At 66.3% G+C, this 19,349-nt stretch carries 11 protein-coding genes; 8 read left to right on the forward strand and 3 right to left on the reverse strand.

What is annotated here, in order from left to right; genetic code table 11:
* Positions 1–4: 4 nt before the first annotated feature.
* Entirely contained in the window at positions 5–877 is an 873-nt protein-coding gene (locus ACFCV3_RS02345) for an SGNH/GDSL hydrolase family protein (protein WP_376025343.1), read from the reverse strand.
* Between the two features lie 10 nt (positions 878–887).
* Positions 888–4,643 carry a GDSL-type esterase/lipase family protein gene (locus tag ACFCV3_RS02350; RefSeq protein ID WP_376025344.1) on the reverse strand — a complete coding sequence of 1,252 codons (3,756 nt, stop codon included), beginning with the start codon at positions 4,641–4,643 and terminating at the stop codon, positions 888–890.
* Positions 4,644–4,916: 273 nt separating this feature from the next.
* Here ACFCV3_RS02350 and ACFCV3_RS02355 point away from each other — a divergent pair, with 273 nt between their 5' ends.
* The 8 genes from ACFCV3_RS02355 to ACFCV3_RS02390 all read left to right on the forward strand — a co-directional run bounded on the left by ACFCV3_RS02355 (position 4,917) and on the right by ACFCV3_RS02390 (position 15,990).
* On the forward strand, positions 4,917–5,927 hold the full coding sequence (locus tag ACFCV3_RS02355) for a LacI family DNA-binding transcriptional regulator (protein WP_376025346.1): 1,011 nt from the start codon (positions 4,917–4,919) through the stop codon (positions 5,925–5,927).
* Positions 5,924–6,556: a DUF1961 family protein gene (locus ACFCV3_RS02360; RefSeq protein WP_376025348.1), complete on the forward strand. Its 633-nt coding sequence runs from the start codon at positions 5,924–5,926 to the stop codon at positions 6,554–6,556. Before ACFCV3_RS02355 ends, ACFCV3_RS02360 begins: the two co-directional genes overlap by 4 nt.
* 125 nt (positions 6,557–6,681) lie before the next feature.
* Positions 6,682–7,311: a YesL family protein gene (locus ACFCV3_RS02365; RefSeq protein WP_376025350.1), complete on the forward strand. Its 630-nt coding sequence runs from the start codon at positions 6,682–6,684 to the stop codon at positions 7,309–7,311.
* Positions 7,308–8,846: an extracellular solute-binding protein gene (locus ACFCV3_RS02370; protein ID WP_376025352.1), complete on the forward strand. Its 1,539-nt coding sequence runs from the start codon at positions 7,308–7,310 to the stop codon at positions 8,844–8,846. The genes ACFCV3_RS02365 and ACFCV3_RS02370 overlap by 4 nt, the downstream gene beginning before the upstream one ends.
* 3 nt (positions 8,847–8,849) lie before the next feature.
* Complete coding sequence (locus ACFCV3_RS02375; RefSeq protein WP_376025354.1) at positions 8,850–9,842, forward strand: ABC transporter permease; 993 nt, start codon at positions 8,850–8,852, stop codon at positions 9,840–9,842.
* Positions 9,843–9,854: 12 nt separating this feature from the next.
* Entirely contained in the window at positions 9,855–10,748 is an 894-nt protein-coding gene (locus ACFCV3_RS02380; RefSeq protein ID WP_376025356.1) for a carbohydrate ABC transporter permease, read from the forward strand.
* Complete coding sequence (locus ACFCV3_RS02385) at positions 10,745–13,327, forward strand: Tat pathway signal sequence domain protein (protein ID WP_376025358.1); 2,583 nt, start codon at positions 10,745–10,747, stop codon at positions 13,325–13,327. The genes ACFCV3_RS02380 and ACFCV3_RS02385 overlap by 4 nt, the downstream gene beginning before the upstream one ends.
* Positions 13,300–15,990: a Tat pathway signal sequence domain protein gene (locus tag ACFCV3_RS02390; protein WP_376025360.1), complete on the forward strand. Its 2,691-nt coding sequence runs from the start codon at positions 13,300–13,302 to the stop codon at positions 15,988–15,990. The genes ACFCV3_RS02385 and ACFCV3_RS02390 overlap by 28 nt, the downstream gene beginning before the upstream one ends.
* Positions 15,991–16,284: 294 nt before the next feature.
* On the opposite strand, the gene ACFCV3_RS02395 is transcribed toward ACFCV3_RS02390, so the two are convergent.
* Positions 16,285–19,173, reverse strand: coding sequence for a family 43 glycosylhydrolase (locus tag ACFCV3_RS02395; protein ID WP_376025361.1), 2,889 nt, complete (start codon positions 19,171–19,173; stop codon positions 16,285–16,287).
* Positions 19,174–19,349: the final 176 nt, after the last annotated feature.

Below are 19,349 nucleotides of genomic sequence, written 5' to 3' on the forward strand. Positions count from 1 at the left end.
CGTCCTACTTCAGGTACGCCGACAACGGGATCTGCTGGTCACGCACCGCCTTGGTGACCACCCCCGCGATCTGCCGAGCACCGGCGGCTTCGAAATGGGTGTGGTCGTTGCAGAAGAACGCACCGACCGGCCCCGATCCCCAGTCGCCGTTGTTCGGGCAGAACTTCAGGGTGTTGTAGAGCGTGTAGCTCAGGCGGTGCAGGTCGATGACCGGTACCTGGTTGGCAGTCGCGGCAGCGTTCGTCTCGCTGATGAACCCGCGGGTGCCGACCGCCGTACTGCCCGAGCACCTGATCGCGGAGACCGGGGTCAGGAAAACAGGCTTGGCGCCACGGGCCTTGGCCGCGGCGGCCATCACGCCGAGCAGCTCGCGGTAGCGCGCCGAACCTACGTGCCGAGGGCAATTGGGATCGCCGTCGTTGATCCCGAACTGGATCAGCAGGTAGTCACCGGCCTTCATCCCCGTCGTCGAGTTGAGCATCGCCTGCCAGCGCGAGGAATAGGTGTTCGAACTGAGGACACACTCACCGGCCGAGTTCTTCGTACCGGTGACGTTGCCCTCGTACAGCCAGGTCTGGATGCTGCGTCCGCCGACAGCGCTGTTCCGCACCGTCACATTGGAGTTGAAGTAGGGGGCGACCTGAGACCCCCACCCGGCCGGACACACCGCGCCACCCGACGGCGCTGCCATCGTGGAGTCGCCGGCGAGCCAGACGGTGATGGGAGTTTGCGCGGCCGGAGCGGCCGACGCGGTGGTGGGTGCCGACGCGCAGCTGTTGGCGACCGCCGGTGTCGCCGCACTCGCGGTGACGGTCGAGAACACGATGGTCGCGCTGGTCAGCAGCGCAGTACGGACGAGGACTGATCGAAGATTCATCGCGTACTCCTTAGATGTAGTCGTCGAGGACGGCGGTCAGGCGCTGCGCGATCTTCACGTGCCCTGCGTCGGTCGGATGGACGTTGTCATGGGTGTCCGCCGTGGTGATCCATCCGGTGGTGTCGACGAAGCGGACCCTGGTGTCCCCGGCCGAGGTCCGCGCCGCGACGGCGTTGCGGGTCTCCGGGAGGTACCGGTTGCGGAAGGTACCCATCGCGAAGATCTGCGCGGACGGATAGGCCCGCCGGACGCGCTCGAGCATCACCACGTAGTTCTGCTGGAACGTCGGCCCCGACACACCGTGGCCGACATCATTGGTCCCCAGGTTGATCACAACCCCGGCTGCTTGGTACGTCGAGAAGTTCCAGTCGTCGGTGGTCGCCGTGTTGGAGGACCGGCGGAACCAGTCGACCATTCCGTAGCAGTCCTGGGCGACCAGACAGGCGCCGCCTTGCGCGACCTGGGTGTGACTGGACTTCAGCGCTTCACCGGTCAGCCACGGGTAGGAGGTGAAAGGCCGGTTGCCGTTCGGCTGACCGACCGTGATCGAGTCACCGATGAACTCGACAAGCTTCGCCGGCCGGCTGATCGCCGTCGTCCCTCCGCCGCTCGCGAGGAGGAAACCGCCGAAGACCGGGTCACCGGTGTACGAACCCGCCCGCTCCCGATAACCGATCCGGATCTTGTGGGTGCCGCTCGACAGCCCGGTGGCGAGAGTGACGTTGCCGGAGACATTGCGGCGCCACTGCAGCGGCTTCCCGTCGACCGAGTAGTACAGGTCGATCGCGTTGCGCTGGCGGACCCCGATGGAGCTTCCGGTGAAGGCGGTTTCGACATAACCGCCGGCCCAGCCCATCCAGTACCACGACGCATTCGAGCGGTTCCAGCGACCGTAGTACTGGATGTTCGAGTCGTTCGGCAGTCCGTTCCCGGCCAGCGTCGGGGCGTCGGCGACAACGGGCGCGTTGCTGATCGCGAAGCTCGGGTGCGGCGGCTGGTTGTAGCCGGTGTTCTGCCAAGCCACGGCCACCCGGTACTGCCGGTCCTGCATCAGCGACGGCCGCGTGATCGACGTACTGTCCGTCGTCGAGTAGATCCGCAGCGCCCGGTTGTCCGACGTCCGCCAGATCACTTCCTCCCGCCAGTCACCAAGAATGTCGGCAGACAGTGCAGGCGTCGCCTTCGTACCGTTGTTGGAGACAACCCCGGAGCCGGTCAGCAGGCGGGTGTCGCTGCTCGTTCCGTACTTGTCGATGTTGGTGCCGTCGAGCAGCTCACGCTGCGCGTCGCCGTCCCACCACACCACGAAGTTGATCGATCCCGGCTTACGGGCCGCGACCTGGTTGCCGTTGGTGCCACTCCGCAGACCGCTGACCGATGCCGACCAGGCTTCCGCACCGGCGTTGCCTGCCCAGACGTCCGCGGCGACCCCTCGCCCGTTGTCACAACCGCACGACGGAGCACTCCAGATGATCTGGCCGGTGCGCGCGTCACCCATCCAGTGCGAAGGTCCGCTCGTCCACTCCGACGGCTTGAACACCTCAAGTCCCGGCCGCGAGGGGATGAAATCGCTCACGTGGTACGCGTCCCCGTGATGGGTGTTGTTCTGCCACAACCCGCGACCGTTGTCGTCGATCGCCATCGACCCGTACATCACCTCGTCACGCCCGTCGGCATCGACATCGGCGATCGACAGGTTGTGGTTACCCTTCCCGGTCCACTGGCTGCCGGCGCTGTTGGAGTCGAAGATCCAGCGCTGCGTCAACGCCCCGTTGCGGAAGTCCCACGCCACGATCACCGATCGCGTGTAATAGCCCCGCGCCATGATGATGCTCGGCCGCGACCCATCCAAGTACGCCGTACCAGCCAGGAACCGGTCGACGCGGTTGCCGTAGTTGTCGCCCCAGGACGACACAGTGCCACGCGGCGGCTGGTAGTTGGCAGTCGCCAGTACGGCGCCATCGGTCCCGCGGAACACGGACAGGAACTCGGGTCCGGTGAGGATGTACCCGCTGGAGTTGCGGTGGTCGGCTGATCCGTTGCCGATGACCTGGCCGGTCCCCGACCGGGTGCCATCGGCGGTCTTCACGGCGAGCTCAGCCCGGCCGTCACCGTCGTAGTCGAACACCTGGAACTGCGTGTAGTGCGCACCGGCCCGGATATTGCGCCCGAGGTCGATCCGCCACAACCTGGTCCCGTTCAGCTTGTACGCATCGAGATAGACGTTGCCGGTATATCCGGCGTGCGCATTGTCGTGAGCGTTGGTCGGATCCCACTTGACGATGAGCTCGTACTGCCCGTCCCCGTCGAGATCACCGACGCTCGTGTCGTTGGCGGTGTAGGTGTAGGCCTCACCGGACGGCGTCGTACCACCGGGTGGGATCTGCAGCGGCACGTCCCGGCTGCTCGCGTTCACGCCGTTGACACTGTCCAGCGACAACGAGTTCTGCACGGCGAACTTCGCCTGCTGCTCGACCCCGTCGGCAACAGCCCGTACGGCGTACTTCGCGCCGGCCTGCCCATCCGTGTCCACGAAAGTCGTCGGGCCACTGACCGGCGTGCTGTTCACCTTGGTGCCGTCGCGGTAGACGTTGTAGGCGACGTCGGCCGGATCATCGGCGAGTAGCCGCCAGCTGACTCGGTTGCCCTTCGCCGTGTGCACGCTGATCACACCACGATCCAGCGTCTCGGTCTGGGAAGACGCCGAAGCCTTCGCCGCAGCGGTGGAACGCAGGAAGGTCGTCAGCGAGAGGTTGCGCTCGCGGATCCCTTGGACAACGAGCTCCGCCATCTGCGTCGCGCCGTACACCGAGAAGTGGGTGTTGTCGTTGTTCTCTCGGGTGAGGAACAGCTGCTGCGAGGCCGTCGGCCCGAGTGACTCCACCAAGGCCTTGCTCTTGGCGGTCAGGTCGATCACCGGAACGTTCGCGCTCTGACCGAGGGCCCGGATCACGGCCGGCAGGTCCACGCCACGACCGTTGATGTGCAACGCGGTCGGAGTGAGTGTGTTGCCGCTGAACAGCCGTCGTACCGGTGGGGTCATCAGCACCGGCGTGCCGCCACGTTCACGAACACCGTTGACCAGCTTCGTGAGGTTGTCCCGGAACGCCGTCGCGGTGGTGTCCTTGTCGTTGTGCCCGAACTGGATGAAGACCAGATCCTTGCTCTTGATCAGCGGCTTCATCTTGGGGAACAGCGCGGCATTGGCGAGGAAGCTGCCGGAGCTCTCGCCGGAGTCGCCGTAGTTCGCGACGACGGCACCGTTGCGGACGCGCGTCGGCAGGAACTGTCCCCACCCGGCGTACGGCGCGCCCGGCTGATCGCAGACCGTCGAGTCACCGGCGAGATAGGCAACCAACGGGGCGGCGGCCGGCTTGACCGTCAGCGCGCCGATCGCGGGCGCGCTTCCGTCGAAAGTGATGCTGAGGCCGGGCGTGCCGGTTCCGCCTTGGCCGGTCGGCTGTCCTTCGGGAATCCGGACGTTGACCGTGGCGGTACTGCGGATCACCTGGCCGGCGCGCGTCGAGACGGCCGGCAGCACCTGTCTGCGGGTTTCCACCGACATGCCGGTGGTGGCCGCCCGGGTCGGGCTGCCGAGGTCGACCGTGACGTCATAGTTGCCAGGAGCAACGTCGAAATGGCACTGGATCGGCGCAGTTCCCGAGCAGCCCGCCGGGAGGGCCGACGGCTGCGCGCCGGCCGGCAACGGGCTCAGGGAGGCGACGACCAGCGCCGCCGCAAGGGTCAGTGTTCTGAGCTGGGACATGGGGCGGTACCTCTTCCTCGATGGGCGAAGGAAAAGCTGGCGGCGCGCGATCCGGAGGGAGTTGAAGGGGCGGCGCGGTGATCACGACTGTGAGCGTGAACACGTTCTGGAATCGCGCGATCACCATGATGAAAGCGCATGTTCACGAACCTGACAAGACCTGATCACGAAACCTGTGAACGTGAACAATCACGGCCGGCAGGCACAGCAGGGCTTCCGGAGACACCCTTGTAAACTGCGCGCACACCGCACCGGATGCCAGGACGGAGGACGATGGCGACGCCCAGCATCAAGGAAGTGGCGCAGCGGGCAGGCGTCTCGGTCGGGACCGTCAGCAACGTCCTGAACCGTCCCTGGATCGTTGCCGCGACCACCAGACAGCGGGTGCAGGACAGCATCCAGGCGCTCGGATTCGTCCGCAACGAGGCCGCCCGGCACCTCCGCGCCGGCCGCAGCCGGACGGTCGGACTGATCGTCTTCGACGTGGCCAACCCGTTCTTCACGGCGATCGCCGAAGGCGCGGAGTCGCTCGCCTATGCGCACGACACGATGGTGATGCTCTGCAACAGCAAGACCGACCGGGTCCGCGAAGGTCACCACCTGGACCAGCTCGAGCAGCAGCGCGTCCTCGGCATCCTGATCACGCCGTTCGACAGCGACGATCCCCGGCTGACGGCGATGGTCGCCCGCGGTACGCCGGTCGTCCTGGTCGACCGTACGGCGGACAGCGGGCTCTGCTCGGTGAGCGTCGACGACCAGCTCGGCGGGCGGCTGGCCGGCAAGCATCTGATCGAGACCGGACATCGCCGGATCGCCTTCATCGGCGGCCCTTTCGGGGTGCAGCAGGTCGCCGACCGGATGGCCGGTATCACCGCGACCGTCGAGCAGGCAGGCACCGTGGAGCTGCAGTGCCACGAGGTCGACGTCATGGGTGTGACCGAAGGCCGGGTGATCGGCGAGCAGCTCGCCGCACTGCCCGCGGCCTCGCGCCCGACCGCCGCCTTCCTGGCGAACGACCTGCTGGCACTGGGCTTCCTGCAGGCGATGGCCGCCGCCGGCCTGCGGGTGCCCGACGACATGGCCATCGTCGGGTACGACGACATCGACTTCGCCCGCGCGGCCGCCGTACCGCTGTCGTCGGTGCGGCAGCCTGCTGAGCTGCTCGGCCGATCGGCGATGGAGCTGCTCCAGGAGGAGGTCGAGGCCGCCGACAGCCACCGCCACCGTCAGGTGATCTTCCAGCCGGACCTGATCGTCCGCGCCTCCAGTACCGTGCAGCGATGATCCTGTACGAGAACCCGCTCGCCACGGCCGAGGACCTCGCCGATTTCCGGCTCGAGGGTGATGGCGCCATCTCGTTCCCACTCGGCCGGTTGCGACTCGAGAGCACTCGATCGGCCGACGAGGGTCAGGACGCGAACGTCGTACTGTGGTGCCCCGAGACCTTCCCGGCCGACATCGTGGTGGAGTGGGACTTCTGGCCGATCCGCGAGCCAGGGCTGTGCATCCTGTTCTTCCACGCGGCGGGCCGGAACGGCGAGGATCTGTTCGACCTGGCGCCACGGACGGGACCGTACGAGCAGTACCACCACGGCGACCTCGACACGTACCACGTCTCGTACTTCCGGCGCCGCTGGCCCGGGGAGCGCGCATTCCACACCTGCAACCTGCGCAAGAGCCACGGTTTTCACCTGGTCGCGCAGGGGCCTGATCCGTTGCCGTCGGTCCCCGACGCGCACGGCCCGTACCGGCTGCGACTGTCGGTGCGGGGCGGCTTGATCGCGTTCGCGATCAACGACCTCGTCACCTTCGAGTGGTACGACGAGCATCCGCTGACCGGCGGCAAACTCGGCCTGCGGCAGATGGCGCCGCTCATCGGCGAGTACGCGAACCTGCGCGTTTCCCGCGCCTGAGTACGCCTGCGGACACGCCTCGACCGGTCGCCGACAAGCGCTTTCCCAACTCTTGACATTGAGACGATTCAACCATACGGTCACATCACTTTTCGCCTGCAGAACGTATCGGCCAAGGAGTGACGATGAGCGGCACCGGTTGGTCGATCAAGCTGTATGACGTTGCAGACGAGGTGATCTGGGCAGTTCGGCTGAACTGCCTGTGGCTCGGTTTCACCCTGCTCGGCGGTGTGGCACTGGGTATCGGTCCGGCTACTCTCGCGGCCTATTCCCTGGCTCGACGCAGGTCTTTCGGTGAATCGTTTCATATCTTCCCCGCATTCCAGACGGCGTTTCGGCGCGAGTTCCGTCGCGGCACCCTGCTGGGGCTGCCGGCGGTCGTGACCGCGGTGCTGCTGGTGGGCAACTACCTGTACTTCGCTTCGCTCGGAGCGCAGGCATCACTCCCCCGCCTCGCCAGTCTGGGCGCGCTGGCCGTGCTCGGCGTCATCAGCGCCTACCTGCTGCCGATGGCGGTGCACTTCGACCTTCGGACCCGCGAGTTGTTGCCCAAGGCATCGTTGATCGCCCTGGCCCGCCCCGCGTCGTCGGCGGTCCTGCTCTTCGTCGCGATCTGCATCGGCTACGTCTCGGCGAAGTTCCCGGTGCTCGGAATCCTGCTGGCCGGCGGTGCCTGGATCCAGCTGAACACATGGCTCTGCCTGCGCTTCTTCGCCGAGAACGAGGCGCGCCTGCATCTGAAAGGGACCTCATGACCATCTTCTCCCGGCGCCCCGTCGCCCTGGCCGCCTCATTGGCACTGCTCGCCGTCGCCGGCTGTTCCGGTGGCAGCGACGACAAGGGCCAGGCCACCGACGAGCTCACCGTGATGGCGCAGCTGTTCGGCACCGCACCCGATCCGGCCGGCGAAATGCACCAGGCGGTCGAAAAACTGATCGGCAAGAAACTCAAGGTCACCTGGGTGCCGAACGCCGAGTACGGCGACAAGGCGAACGTCACGCTGGCCTCGGACAAGCTGCCCGATGTGATGGTGGTGAACGAGAAGGGCCCGTCCTTCGTGAAGGCCGCCGAGGCCGGCGCGTTCTGGGACCTGACCGGCAAGCTCGACAAGTACCCGAACCTGAAACCGGCCAACGAGCAGACCGCCAAGAACTCGATGACGAACGGCAAGACCTACGGGATCTACCGGGTCCGGCCGTTGCTCCGCTCCGGCATCGTGATCCGCAAGGACTGGCTGGCCAAGGTCGGGCTGAAGGAACCGCGCACGGTCGACGAGCTGCGGGCGGTCGCGAAGGCGTTCACCGAGCAGGACCCGGACGGCAACGGCAAGAAGGACACCTACGGCCTGATCATCCCGAAGTGGCCAGGCGGCTACAGCAGCGCCAGCCCTTACGACGTGATCGAGACCTGGTTCGGTGCTCCCAACGGGTGGGGTGAGCGCGACGGCAAACTCGTCCCCGGCTTCGACACCCCGGAGTTCCTGACCGCGAACCAGTGGCTGCGCGGCTGGGTCCAGGAAGGCCTGGTCAACCCTGACTTCGCCACCCTGGACAGCGGCAGCTGGAACAACCCGTTCGTGCAGGGCAAGGGCGGCATGATCATCGACGTCAACGTCCGCGCCACCCAGTTGCTCGACCTGTTCAAGGAGAAGAACCCGAAGGACTTCGACAAGGTCACCCTGGTCGGCAACCTGGAACGCTCGGACGGCAAGAAGTTCTCCTACCCGTTCACCGGTTACCACTCGGTGATGGCGGTCTCCAAGCAGCGGGTGCGGACCGAGGAGCAGCTCGACAGCGTGCTGCAGGCCCTGGACAAGCTCGCCTCCAAGGAGGGCTCGATCCTGCTCACCAACGGCATCGAGGGCCGCAACTTCAAGGTCGACGGTGAGTTCGCCGTACCGATCAATCAGGACGACCCGAAGGTCAAGGTGATCCAGAACGACGTCGACAAGGCCTTCATCCAGCTCGGTACCCGGGCCAGCGTCGGGATGGGCGCCTACCGGCTGAAGCCGGCCGACGAGGCCAGCCGGGCGATGCGGGACAAGTTCGACGTGCTGATGAACGAGGACCTCAAGACCGCGGTGTTCAACCCGGCCCTCGGCGTGGTCGCCCCGACCTCGATCGCGAAGGGGCAGACCCTCGACACGATCATCCCGGACGCCCGGATCAAGTACCTGTCCGGTGCGATCACCGAGGACCAGCTGAAGGCGCAGATCAAGCGCTGGTACGACGGCGGCGGCACGCAGATCGCCCAGGAGGTCAACGACCTGGCTGCCAAGGTCGGCGGCTGACCTGTGGCCACCGATCTGGTGCCCGAAGTGGCCCGGCCCGCCGCGGAGGTTTCGCGGCGGGCGCCGGCCCCGAAGCGCAGGCGCCGTGCCAGGCCGTTGTGGCAGGACCTGCTTCGCTACCGCTGGCTGTACCTGCTGCTCCTTCCCGGTCTGTTGTACTTCCTGGTCTTCAAGTACCTGCCGATGTACGGCCTCACCATCGCGTTCAAGGACTACGTGCCGTTCCTCGGCTACTCCGGCAGCGAGTGGGTCGGGCTGAAGCACTTCGAGGAGCTGTTCACCGGGCCGGACTTCGGCCGGTTGATGGGCAACACGATGCTGCTGGCGCTGCTGACGATCGTGTTCGTCTTCCCGGCGCCGATCGTGGTCGCGCTGCTGCTGAACGAGTTGCGCGTCAACGTGGTGAAGCGGTCGGTCCAGTCGCTGATCTACATCCCGCACTTCCTGTCCTGGACGATCGTTGCCTCGCTCACCTATCTGTTGTTCTCGGTGGACTTCGGCGTGATCGCGAACTGGATCCACGGCCTGGTCGGCGGCCAGAAGACCGACTACGTGGCGCAGGCCGACTGGTTCCGGCCGTTGATCGTGGCGCAGCTGCTGTGGAAGCAGACCGGGTGGGGCACGATCATCTATCTCGCCGCACTGGCCGGGGTGGACTCCCAGTTGTACGAGGCCGCCCGGGTCGACGGGGCCGGGCGGTGGCGGCAGTTCTGGCACATCACCCTGCCGTCGATCGCGCCGACGGTCGTCATCATGGCGATCCTGACGTCGGGCAACCTGCTGGACTCGGGTTTCGAGCAGATCTGGCTGATGACCACCTCACTCAACCGGGACGTCGCCGACGTGTTCGACACCTTCGTCTACTCGATCGGTATCACCCAGGGTGCGTTCAGCTACGCGACCGCGGTCGGCCTGTTCAAGGGCGTGGTCGGTGTCGTGCTGATCTTCGGCTCGAACCTCCTGGCGAAGCGTCTCGGTCAGCGCGGATTGTTCTGAGGGGACCGACAGATGCTGAACAAGAAATCAGTCCGGTACTACGACTCGCTCGGCAGCCGGACGTTCGACGTACTGAATGTCGTGCTGCTGGTAGGTCTCGGCCTCATCACCGTGCTACCGCTGGTCTACGTGCTCGCGGGGTCGTTCGCGACCGAGTCCGAGATCAGCTCGCGGCCGTTCTTCCTGTGGCCGGAGAAGTTCGTCACCGACACCTACCAGTACATCTTCTCCACCGACACGTTCGTCCGTGCGCTGCTGACCACGATCTGTGTGACGGCGGTCGGCACCATCGTCCAACTGGCGCTAACGCTGACGATGGCCTATCCCCTGGCCAAGCGGGCGCTGCCCGGACGCGCGCTGGTGCTGAACCTGGTGATCTTCACCCTCGTGTTCAGCGGCGGCATGATCCCGACCTATCTGGTGGTGCGTGATCTGGGTCTGCTGAACAGCTACTGGGCGCTGATCCTGCCGCTGGCGATCAACCCGTTCTACCTGATCGTGGTGAAGAGCTTCTTCCAGGAGCTGCCCGAGGCACTCGAGGAGGCCGCGCGGATCGACGGCTGCAACGAGCTGAACGTTTTCCTGCGGATCGTGCTGCCGCTGTCGAAGCCGATCATCGCCACGTTCTCGCTGTTCTACGCGGTCGGGATCTGGAACGACTACATGTCGACCCTGCTCTACATCGACGACAGCAAGAAGTGGACGCTGCAGATGATCGTCCGGCAGCTGACCGCGACCAACGCCGACTCGGCGAACGTTCTGCAGCAACTGGAGACCGTGACGTTCCCCGAACAGGGCCTGAAGTTCGCGGTGGTCGTCGTTGCAACACTGCCGATCCTGCTGTTCTACCCGTTCCTGCAGAAGCACTTCGCGAAGGGCGTCCTCATCGGATCGGTGAAGGAATGACCACCGTGTACTGGCTCGAGACGCCGGCCCGGCAGGGCGTCACCTGGGGTGTCCCCTGGCCGCGCGGAACCGTTGCCGGCGGCACGCAGTTCGGCCTCGCCGACGGTACGCCGGTGCAGAGCTGGACGACCGCGACCTGGCCGGACGGGTCGATCAAGTGGTCGGCCCATGCGATCGGACCGGCCGAGCACCCGGCGTCGTCGTACGACCTGGTCACCGGAGAGCCCGCAGTACCGGTAGATCCGGTGCGCGTGGAGCAGGAGGGTGCCGAGATCCGGGTCACGTCCGGTGCGGTCGTGTGGGTGCTGCGCGCTCCGATGCTGATCGCGTCGCTCGGCATCGACGACCGCGAGATCGCGCGCGACGTCCGGCTCGTCAGTCTGCGCCAAGACGCACCGGACGAAGACGGGAGCAGGTACCGGCACCGGACGACGGCGACCGTGGACACGATCACCGTCGAGCAGTCCGGGCCGGTCCGGGCTGTGGTCAAGCTGGACGGCAAGCACGGTGACTGGCTGCCGTTCTCGGTGCGTCTCTACTTCTACGCCGGAGCGACCGACGTACGGATCGTGCACAGCTTCATCTGGGACGGCGATCCGGACCGGGACTTCCTGGCCGGACTGGGCCTGAGCACGGATGTAGTGATGCGCGACCAGCCGCACGACCGGCACGTGCGCCTCGCCGGTCCGAGCGGATTCCTCGCCGAGGCCGTCCGCGGGCTCACCGGGCTGCGCCGCGATCCCGGCGAGCAGGCGCGCCAGGAACAGGTCGCCGGCCGGCCGATCGAAGAGATCACAAACCCGGAGGTCTTCGGCCGCCTCCACCTCATCCCCCAGTGGAACGACTACACCCTCGACCAGAGCAGCGCCGACGGCTTCACCCTGCGCAAACGCACCGGCTCCGAGCACGCCTGGGTGACCGTGCCGGCGGGGACCAGGGCGCCGGGATACGGGTACGTCGGCGGTGCCAGCGGCGGACTGGGGTTCGGGCTGCGCGACTTCTGGAAGCTCCATCCGACCAGACTCGACATCCGCAACGCGGCCACCGACCTCGCCACCGCGACGGTCTGGATGTGGTCGCCGAGCGCGCCGGCCATGGACGTCCGCTTCTGGCACGACGGGATGGACCAGGACAGTCATGCCGAGCAGCTCGAAGGACTCGAGATCACCTACGAGGACTACGAACCAGGCTTCGGTAACGCACACGGCGTCGCCCGCACCCACGAGCTGACGCTGCGGGTCCACGACAGCACCCCGACTACCGACGAGCTCGCACAACACACTGCACTGCTCGACTCCCCCGGCCTGCTGACGGTCTCCCCCAGCCGGATGCTGGAGGCCGGTGTCTTCGGCACCTGGAGTCTCCCGACAGCCGACCATCAGGACCTCGAAGCCCGGTTGAACTTTCTCTTCCAGTACTACGTCGGCCAGCGCGAGCAGCGCCGGTGGTACGGCTTCTGGGACTACGGCGATGTCATGCACACCTACGACCGCGACCGGCACACGTGGCGGTACGACGTCGGTGGGTATGCCTGGGACAACTCGGAGCTCTCGCCGGATCTGTGGCTCTGGTACCAGTACCTGCGCACCGGCCGGGCCGACGTGTTCCGGTTCGCGGAGGCGATGACTCGGCACACCGGCGAGGTCGACGTCCATCACCTCGGCCGCTGGAAGGGTCTCGGATCACGGCACAACGTGCAGCACTGGGGCTGCAGCTGCAAGCAGCTCCGCATCTCCAGCGCGATCTACCGGCGGTTCTACTACTACCTCACCGCCGACGAGCGGACCGGCGACCTGCTGGACGAGCTGGCCACGGCCGAGGAGACCTTCCTAGCGGTGGATCCGCTCCGCAAGGTGCGTACCGACGTCTACACCCCCGACCCGCACGCGCTGTCGGTCGGGCTCGGCGTGGACTGGGGCGCCCTCGCGGCCAGCTGGCTCACTCGCTGGGAACGGTACGGCGACGAGCGCGCTCGCTCGCGGCTTCTCGGCACCATGGCCGATATCGCCGTGCTGCGCTACGGATTCCTGACTGGGAACGCGGCGCTCGATCTGTCGACCGGGCGCTTCGACACCAGTCGACGGAGCATCTCGGTCTCCCACCTGTCCGCCGTCTTCGGACTCCCCGAGATCTGCGCGGAACTCATCGACCTGGACCTCGACGTACCGGGGTTCGAGAAGGCTTGGCTCGACTACTGCCGGCTCTATCTGTTGCCGCCGGAGCAGCAGGCTGCCGAAGTCGGTGAGGCCTTACAAGGCATCTCGCTCGTCCAGGCGCACAGCAGGCTCGCCGCGTACGCCGCGGCACGCACCGGTGATGTGGAGCTGGCCCGCCTGGCCTGGCGCACGTTCTTCGTCGACGAAGGCGACCAACTCAACCGCAACGCCTTGCAGCGTGAGGCGGAGTGGCGGACCACACCGGTGACCGGCGGGCTGATGCCGGTCGACGAGGCGCCTTTCGTCAGTACCAACGACGCATCGCAGTACGCGCTCGCCGCGATTCAGAACTTGACCCTGATCCCCGAACACCGACATGACCGAGGTGGACCGGTATGGAGATCTCCCGACGCACAGTCCTAGCAGGTATGGCCGCCGTCCCCGTGGTGTCCGTGCTGGATACCTCAACCGCGGCGGCGGCCGCGCCCTCGGAGGTGAAACTCACCTGGCTCGAGGGGCGGCCAGCCACGGCTGCAGTGACCAACTGGGGCACGCCGTGGCCGAAGGGCGCCGTACCGGCTGGCCAGTCGTTTGCACTGACGGCTCCCGACGGGAGCGCCGTACCGATGCAGAGCCGACCGCTCGCTTATTGGCCCGACGGCTCACTCAAGTGGAGTGCACACGCCATCGCGGTGGACGCGCCTGCTGACTCGTACACCCTTGGTCCGGGTACGCCGGCCACCCCGGCGCACCCGGTCACGGTCAAGGACGAGCGCCTGTACGTCGATGTCGATACCGGCGTGATCAGGGCCCGGATCCGCAAGCACGGGTCCGAGGTGATCAGCCAGATCTGGCGTGGCGACGTACTGATCGCCAAACAGGGCAAGCTGATCAACCTCAAGCAGGAAAGGATTCCTGAGGACGAGGAGGGCGGCAGCGTCCGGGAGCGCTACGAGAGCGACGTCACCCGCGTCACCGTCGAGCAGGCTGGTCCGGTCCGCGCTGTGGTGCGGGTCGAGGGCAAGCACAAGTCCCGCAAGGGCAAGACCTGGCTGCCGTTCTCGATCCGGTTGTACTTCGCCGCCGGCGCCGAGAACGTCCGGATCGTCCACACGTTCGTCTACGACCGGGACGGTCAGAAGGACCACATCGCCGGGCTGGGCGTACGTTTCCGCGTGCCGCTGCGCGATCCGTCGTACGACCGGCACATCCGGTTCGTCGGCGAGGGCCACGGCATGGTTGCCGAAGCAGTGAAAGGGATCACCGGACTGCGCCGCGATCCGGGAGCCGCCGTCCGCGCCGCGCAGGTGGCCGGGACCAAGCTGCCGGACCCGTCGACCTGGGACCAGCGGGTCACCACGCGGCTGGAGTACATCCCCGAGTGGGGCGACTACTCGCTGAGCCAGCTCACCGCCGATGGCTTCGCGGTGAAGAAGCGGACGGCGAAGGGTTGCGGCTGGATCCCTGTCGACCAAGGGCGTCGCGCATCCGGTCTCGGGTACGTCGGCGGTGTCAGCGGCGGACTGGCCTTCGGGCTGCGCGACTTCTGGCAGCGGCATCCCACCCAGCTGGACATCCGGGACGCGGCGACCGACGACGCCGAGGTCACCATCTGGCTGTGGTCGCCCGAGGCGGGTCCGATGGACACGCGGTTCTATCACGACGGTATGGGTCAGGACACCTATCCCGAACAGATCGAGGGCCTCAACATCACCTATGAGGACTACGAGCCGGGGTTCGGGACGCCGTACGGGATCGCGCGGACGTCGGAGCTCACGTTGTGGGCCGTGGCCGCGACACCGAGTGCGGCCCGGCTGGGCGACATGGCCGACCAGCTCCGGACGCCGCCGCAGCTGATCAATCCCGTGGACCAGCTGATCTCGACTCGGGTCTTCGGTGGGCTGATCAGTCCGGTCGACCGGTCGGTCCCGGCGAAGAAGGTGATCGAGGATCATCTGGACTTCCTCTTCGACTACTACCGTGGCCAGGTCGAGTCGCGGCACTGGTACGGGTTCTGGGACTACGGCGATGTCATGCACTCGTTCGACGAGGACCGGTCGGTCTGGCGGTACGACGTCGGTGGGTATGCGTGGGACAACTCGGAGCTCTCGCCGGACCTATGGCTCTGGTACTCGTTCCTGCGGTCCGGTCGCGCCGACATCTTCCGGTTCGCCGAGGCGATGACTCGGCACACCGGTGAGGTCGACGTCTATCACCTCGGGAAGTGGGCCGGCCTCGGCACGCGCCACGGCGTACAGCATTGGGCGGACAGTGCGAAACAGCAACGGATCAGTACGGCGATCTATCGGCGGTTCTACTACTACCTGACGGCCGACGAACGCACCGGTGATCTGCTGTCCGAACTGGTCGACTCCGACCGGACCTTCCTGGTCCTGGACCCGATCCGCAAGATCCGGACCGAGCCGTACACACCGGATCCGCATGCGCTGTCCATCGGCCTCGGGACCGACTGGAGCGGACTGGCCGCCGCGTGGTTGACCGAGTGGGAACGTCAGGGGCCCAAGGCAACGACAGCCAAAGCGAAGCTGCTCGGCACGATGGAGACCATCGCGGCGATGCCCAACGGTTTCGTCACCGGCGGTGGGCTGTACGACCTGGACACCGGCCGCTTCGCTCCCGTTGCCGAGAAGAAGGTGAGCGTGTCCCACCTGAGCGCAATGTTCGGTCTGGTGGAGATCTGCGCCGAGCTGATCGACCTGGTGGAGATGCCGGCCTTCGAGGCCGCCTGGCTGCAGTACTGCCGACTCTTCAACGGGACCCGCGCCGAGCAGACGGCCGAGTGCGGCGCGTACTTCGGCAACCTGATCCTCCGGCAGGGCCATGCCCGGCTCACGGCGTACGCCGCGGTGCGGTTGCAGCGCGACGATCTCGCGAACCGGGCCTGGAAGGAGTTCTACACCGGCGACGGCTACGGCCCCAACCTGCCGTGGAAAGCGGACCCGGTCGACTCCACCCTCAATCCGACGGAAGTTGCCAAGTGGGTGTCGACCAACGCGACCGCCCTCTACGGTCTAGCGGCCATCCAGTCCCTGGCGCTGGTCGGAGATCACATCGTGAATCCCTGACCGCGGCTACGGGGCGCATTCGGGGCGGGCTACACAGGTAGTCGTCTCCACCTGGCACCCCGGGCCGGAATAGCACACCCTGGTCCGGTACCAGCGGTTTCCATTGCACGCACCGCACTGCCCGACCACCCGGCAGGGTATACAGGCAGCCGCGGCGATGACCTTCGGCGCGAACACGGAGAGCAGGCTGTCGCTCATCCTCTGGATCAACTTTGCCATGGAAACCTCCAGGGTCGGGTGCGGAGCACGCTACGAGCCGGCGACGACACCCCACTGCCCGTACCCCACCCGTACTCAATCCGTCAGGCTGCTCAAGGTCGGTGTGACCTTCGCCATCGTTCCGTCGGGGGCGAAGGTCAGCCGGTCGATCGTGGTCTCGCGATGCGTCCCGTCCCCACCCGGAATCCCGAAGCGGTGATAGGCGACGTACCAGTCGTCCGTACCGGGGACCTGGATGATCGAGTTGTGTCCGGTGCCGAGGATGCCCTGCGCCGGGTCCTTCTCGAGGATGACGCCGCGGTAGGTCCACGGTCCGTCGATACTCGTCGCGGTCGCGTAACCCACCCGGTAGTCGGGCGAACCGGTGTCGTCGATCGAGTACGTCAGGTGGTACAGACCCTTGCGGTAGTTGACGAAAGCACCCTCACGGAAGCTGGTCAGTCCACTGATCTTCTTCAGTGTCTCGGCCTTGATCGAGAGCATGTCGTCACTCAGCTCGGCGGACACGGGTGAGCCGTTGCCCCAGAACAGGAAGTACTTCCCGGTCTGCGGATCCCGGAACGCGGCCGGGTCGATCGCCTGGCCGGACGTGACCGCCTCGTTGTTGAGGATCATCGCGGTCGGCTGGGCGGTGAACGGGCCCTCCGGGCTGTCGGCCACCGCGACGCCGATCGTCTTCCGGTTGTACGTCGGATTGTGCCCGGAGAAGTAGAAGTAGTACTTGCCACCGCGCTCGATGATCGTCGGCGCCCACGCGTTACCGGTTGCCCAGGGGACGTTGCCATTGGCACCGTCGAGAGTGAGGAAGGGCTTCGCCGATCGCTGCCAGTCCCTGAGGTTCTTGGACTTCCAGACGTAGAAGTCCTTGCCGCCCCAACCGGGGTAACCGTCGGTGGTCGGATAGAGGTAGTAGGTGTCACCGAAGACGGCGATGTTCGGGTCGGCGTTGTAACCCGGCAGCACGGGTGACCTCATGACGACGGCCTTGACCTTCCAGGCGCGCATCGTTCGGTCCTTGGCCTTCACGACGAACGTCTTGGGCGACGTGAGGTCAACGTTGCCCTTGGGTGCGATCTTCGAGCCGGTGACCAGCGTGAAGTCCGGTCGCAGCTTGCGGAGATCTGTCCCCGGCGCGACCGGCAAGGTGACGGTCGACGACGCATCGTCGATGATCGCGGGAACCTTCAAGCCGGCCAGGTCCACCCCGAGGATCGCGCGCGGATCGGCGTCCTGGTCACGGACTTCGGCGGCCGACAGGGCCCGGTTGTAGATCCGGAAGTCCCGCACCTTGCCCTTGAGGTACTTGTCGGACGTGTACACGGAACGCCCGATGTAGTTGGCCGTCGTGCGACCGCCGCCGATGTCACCGGGGTCGATGGAGACACCGGTCTTCTGCCCGACCTGGACTCCGTCGAGATAGATCGTGGCGACGCCCTGTGGTGTGAGCGTGTAGGTGAGTGCCTTCCAGGCACCACGCGGTACGGCGCTCGACGACGACGCGGTCTGTTCGGTCGACCAGTTGCCGCTGGCAATCGACGTACGGTAGGCGTTGCCGGTGGTGAAGAGATAGCCGTTGCCGATGTTGTTCGCGGTATTGCCCAGTCCCCAGATGAAGTACGGCGTGGTCTGGCCGGCGTCGATCCAGACCCGCGTCGAGACCGTGGTCGCGGTGAGCCCGGCCATCAGGTTGTCGGGCAGCTTCACGTGACCGTTGGTTCCGCCCAGCGTGAGAGCACCGTCGGCCCAACTCGTGTCGCCGGCCACCGTACCGTCGTACCCGTGTCCTGTCAGGTCGGTCGCCTTGGTGCCGCTGGTTTGGTTCAGCGGGTAGTGGGCGACCAATCCGTTCGCGTCCGCTTTCACCGGCTCCGGCAGGACGATGCCGTTGCGTAGCCGGTCGAGCTCGGCCTGCGTGACCGGTAGCACCGTGCCGTGGCGGGGACTGGAGGGCAACGAGTACTTCGTGGGGACCTTCCAGTTCGGTGCTGCGAGGTCGTTCGTACCGAGCGGGATGTACCCGCGGCCGCCGTACTCGTCGACGAACAGGTAGTACTTGGAGCCGGAAGTGTCACCCGGGTTCGCCTTGAAGACCGTCGGCCCTTCGACCGCCGAGGTGCCTGCATCCCGGCCGATACACGAGTCCTGCATCGCCCACTTGGGCTGACCCGGCAGGTCGACCGCAGTCAACGAGGACGACTTCTCCTGAATGATGTCCGAGCACCCGGTGCCGCCACCGCCCTCGTCCTTGGTGAAGCGGTAGTAGGTCCCGCTCTCCCTGATCACGGTCGAGTCGATGCGCGACTCGCCCCGGTCCTGCCAGATCGCCGGTGCGCTGAAGGTCCGGAAGTCCTGAGTCGTTGCGTAGAGCATCCGGTTGTACGTCGAACCGGTGTGGCCGGGGTCGTCCGCGGCGTACAGCTTCGATGCCCAGAACACGACGTACGACTGAAGTTCCGTGTCCCAGTAGGCCTCGGGAGCCCAGGTGTTGCCGGCCGTTTCCGGCGACACCAGGACGTGCCGCTGCTCCGACCAGTTGACCAGGTCGGTGGACTCCCAGACCTCGAGATACCGGCTGCCACGGCGCTGCGCGGCATCCCAGTCACCGTTGCGGCCGATCGACAGATCGGTGGCGATCAGGAAGAACCGCCCACCGTCAGGAGACCGGATCAGGAACGGATCGCGCAGACCGAGCGTGCCCTTGGTGGACTCGAGCACGGGCTGACCGTTGTTGAGTTCGTCCCACTTGAGCGCGGTGTTGCCACGGCTGGCCGCGAAGTAGATCTTCTCGCCGGCGACCGAGTTGCCGGTGAAGTAGCTGAACACATAACCCACGTACGGTGCCGCGGCCGGCTGAGCGGGCGCGGGTGCCGCGGTGGTGGAGGCGACGGGCAGCAGGAACTGCCCACCAAGGAGAACGAGGAGTGCGATGGCTGCGTGGAGCGACGAGCGCATGCTGATCTTCACGAGACCTCACCAGGGTGTTAACGTTAACAGTCTGCGTACCTTGACCGATCGCTCACGGTCCGTCAAGGCCTCAGCCCATCGCCGCCGAGCCCGACGAAAGGGATCCGCCCTCCATGACTGATGTGACTCGCCCCCACAGCACAGGCAGTCCACGCCGGAGTTTCTTGCGCGGAGCA

Source organism: Kribbella sp. NPDC056345 (assembly GCF_042262745.1).
Taxonomy (GTDB): Bacteria; Actinomycetota; Actinomycetes; order Propionibacteriales; family Kribbellaceae; genus Kribbella.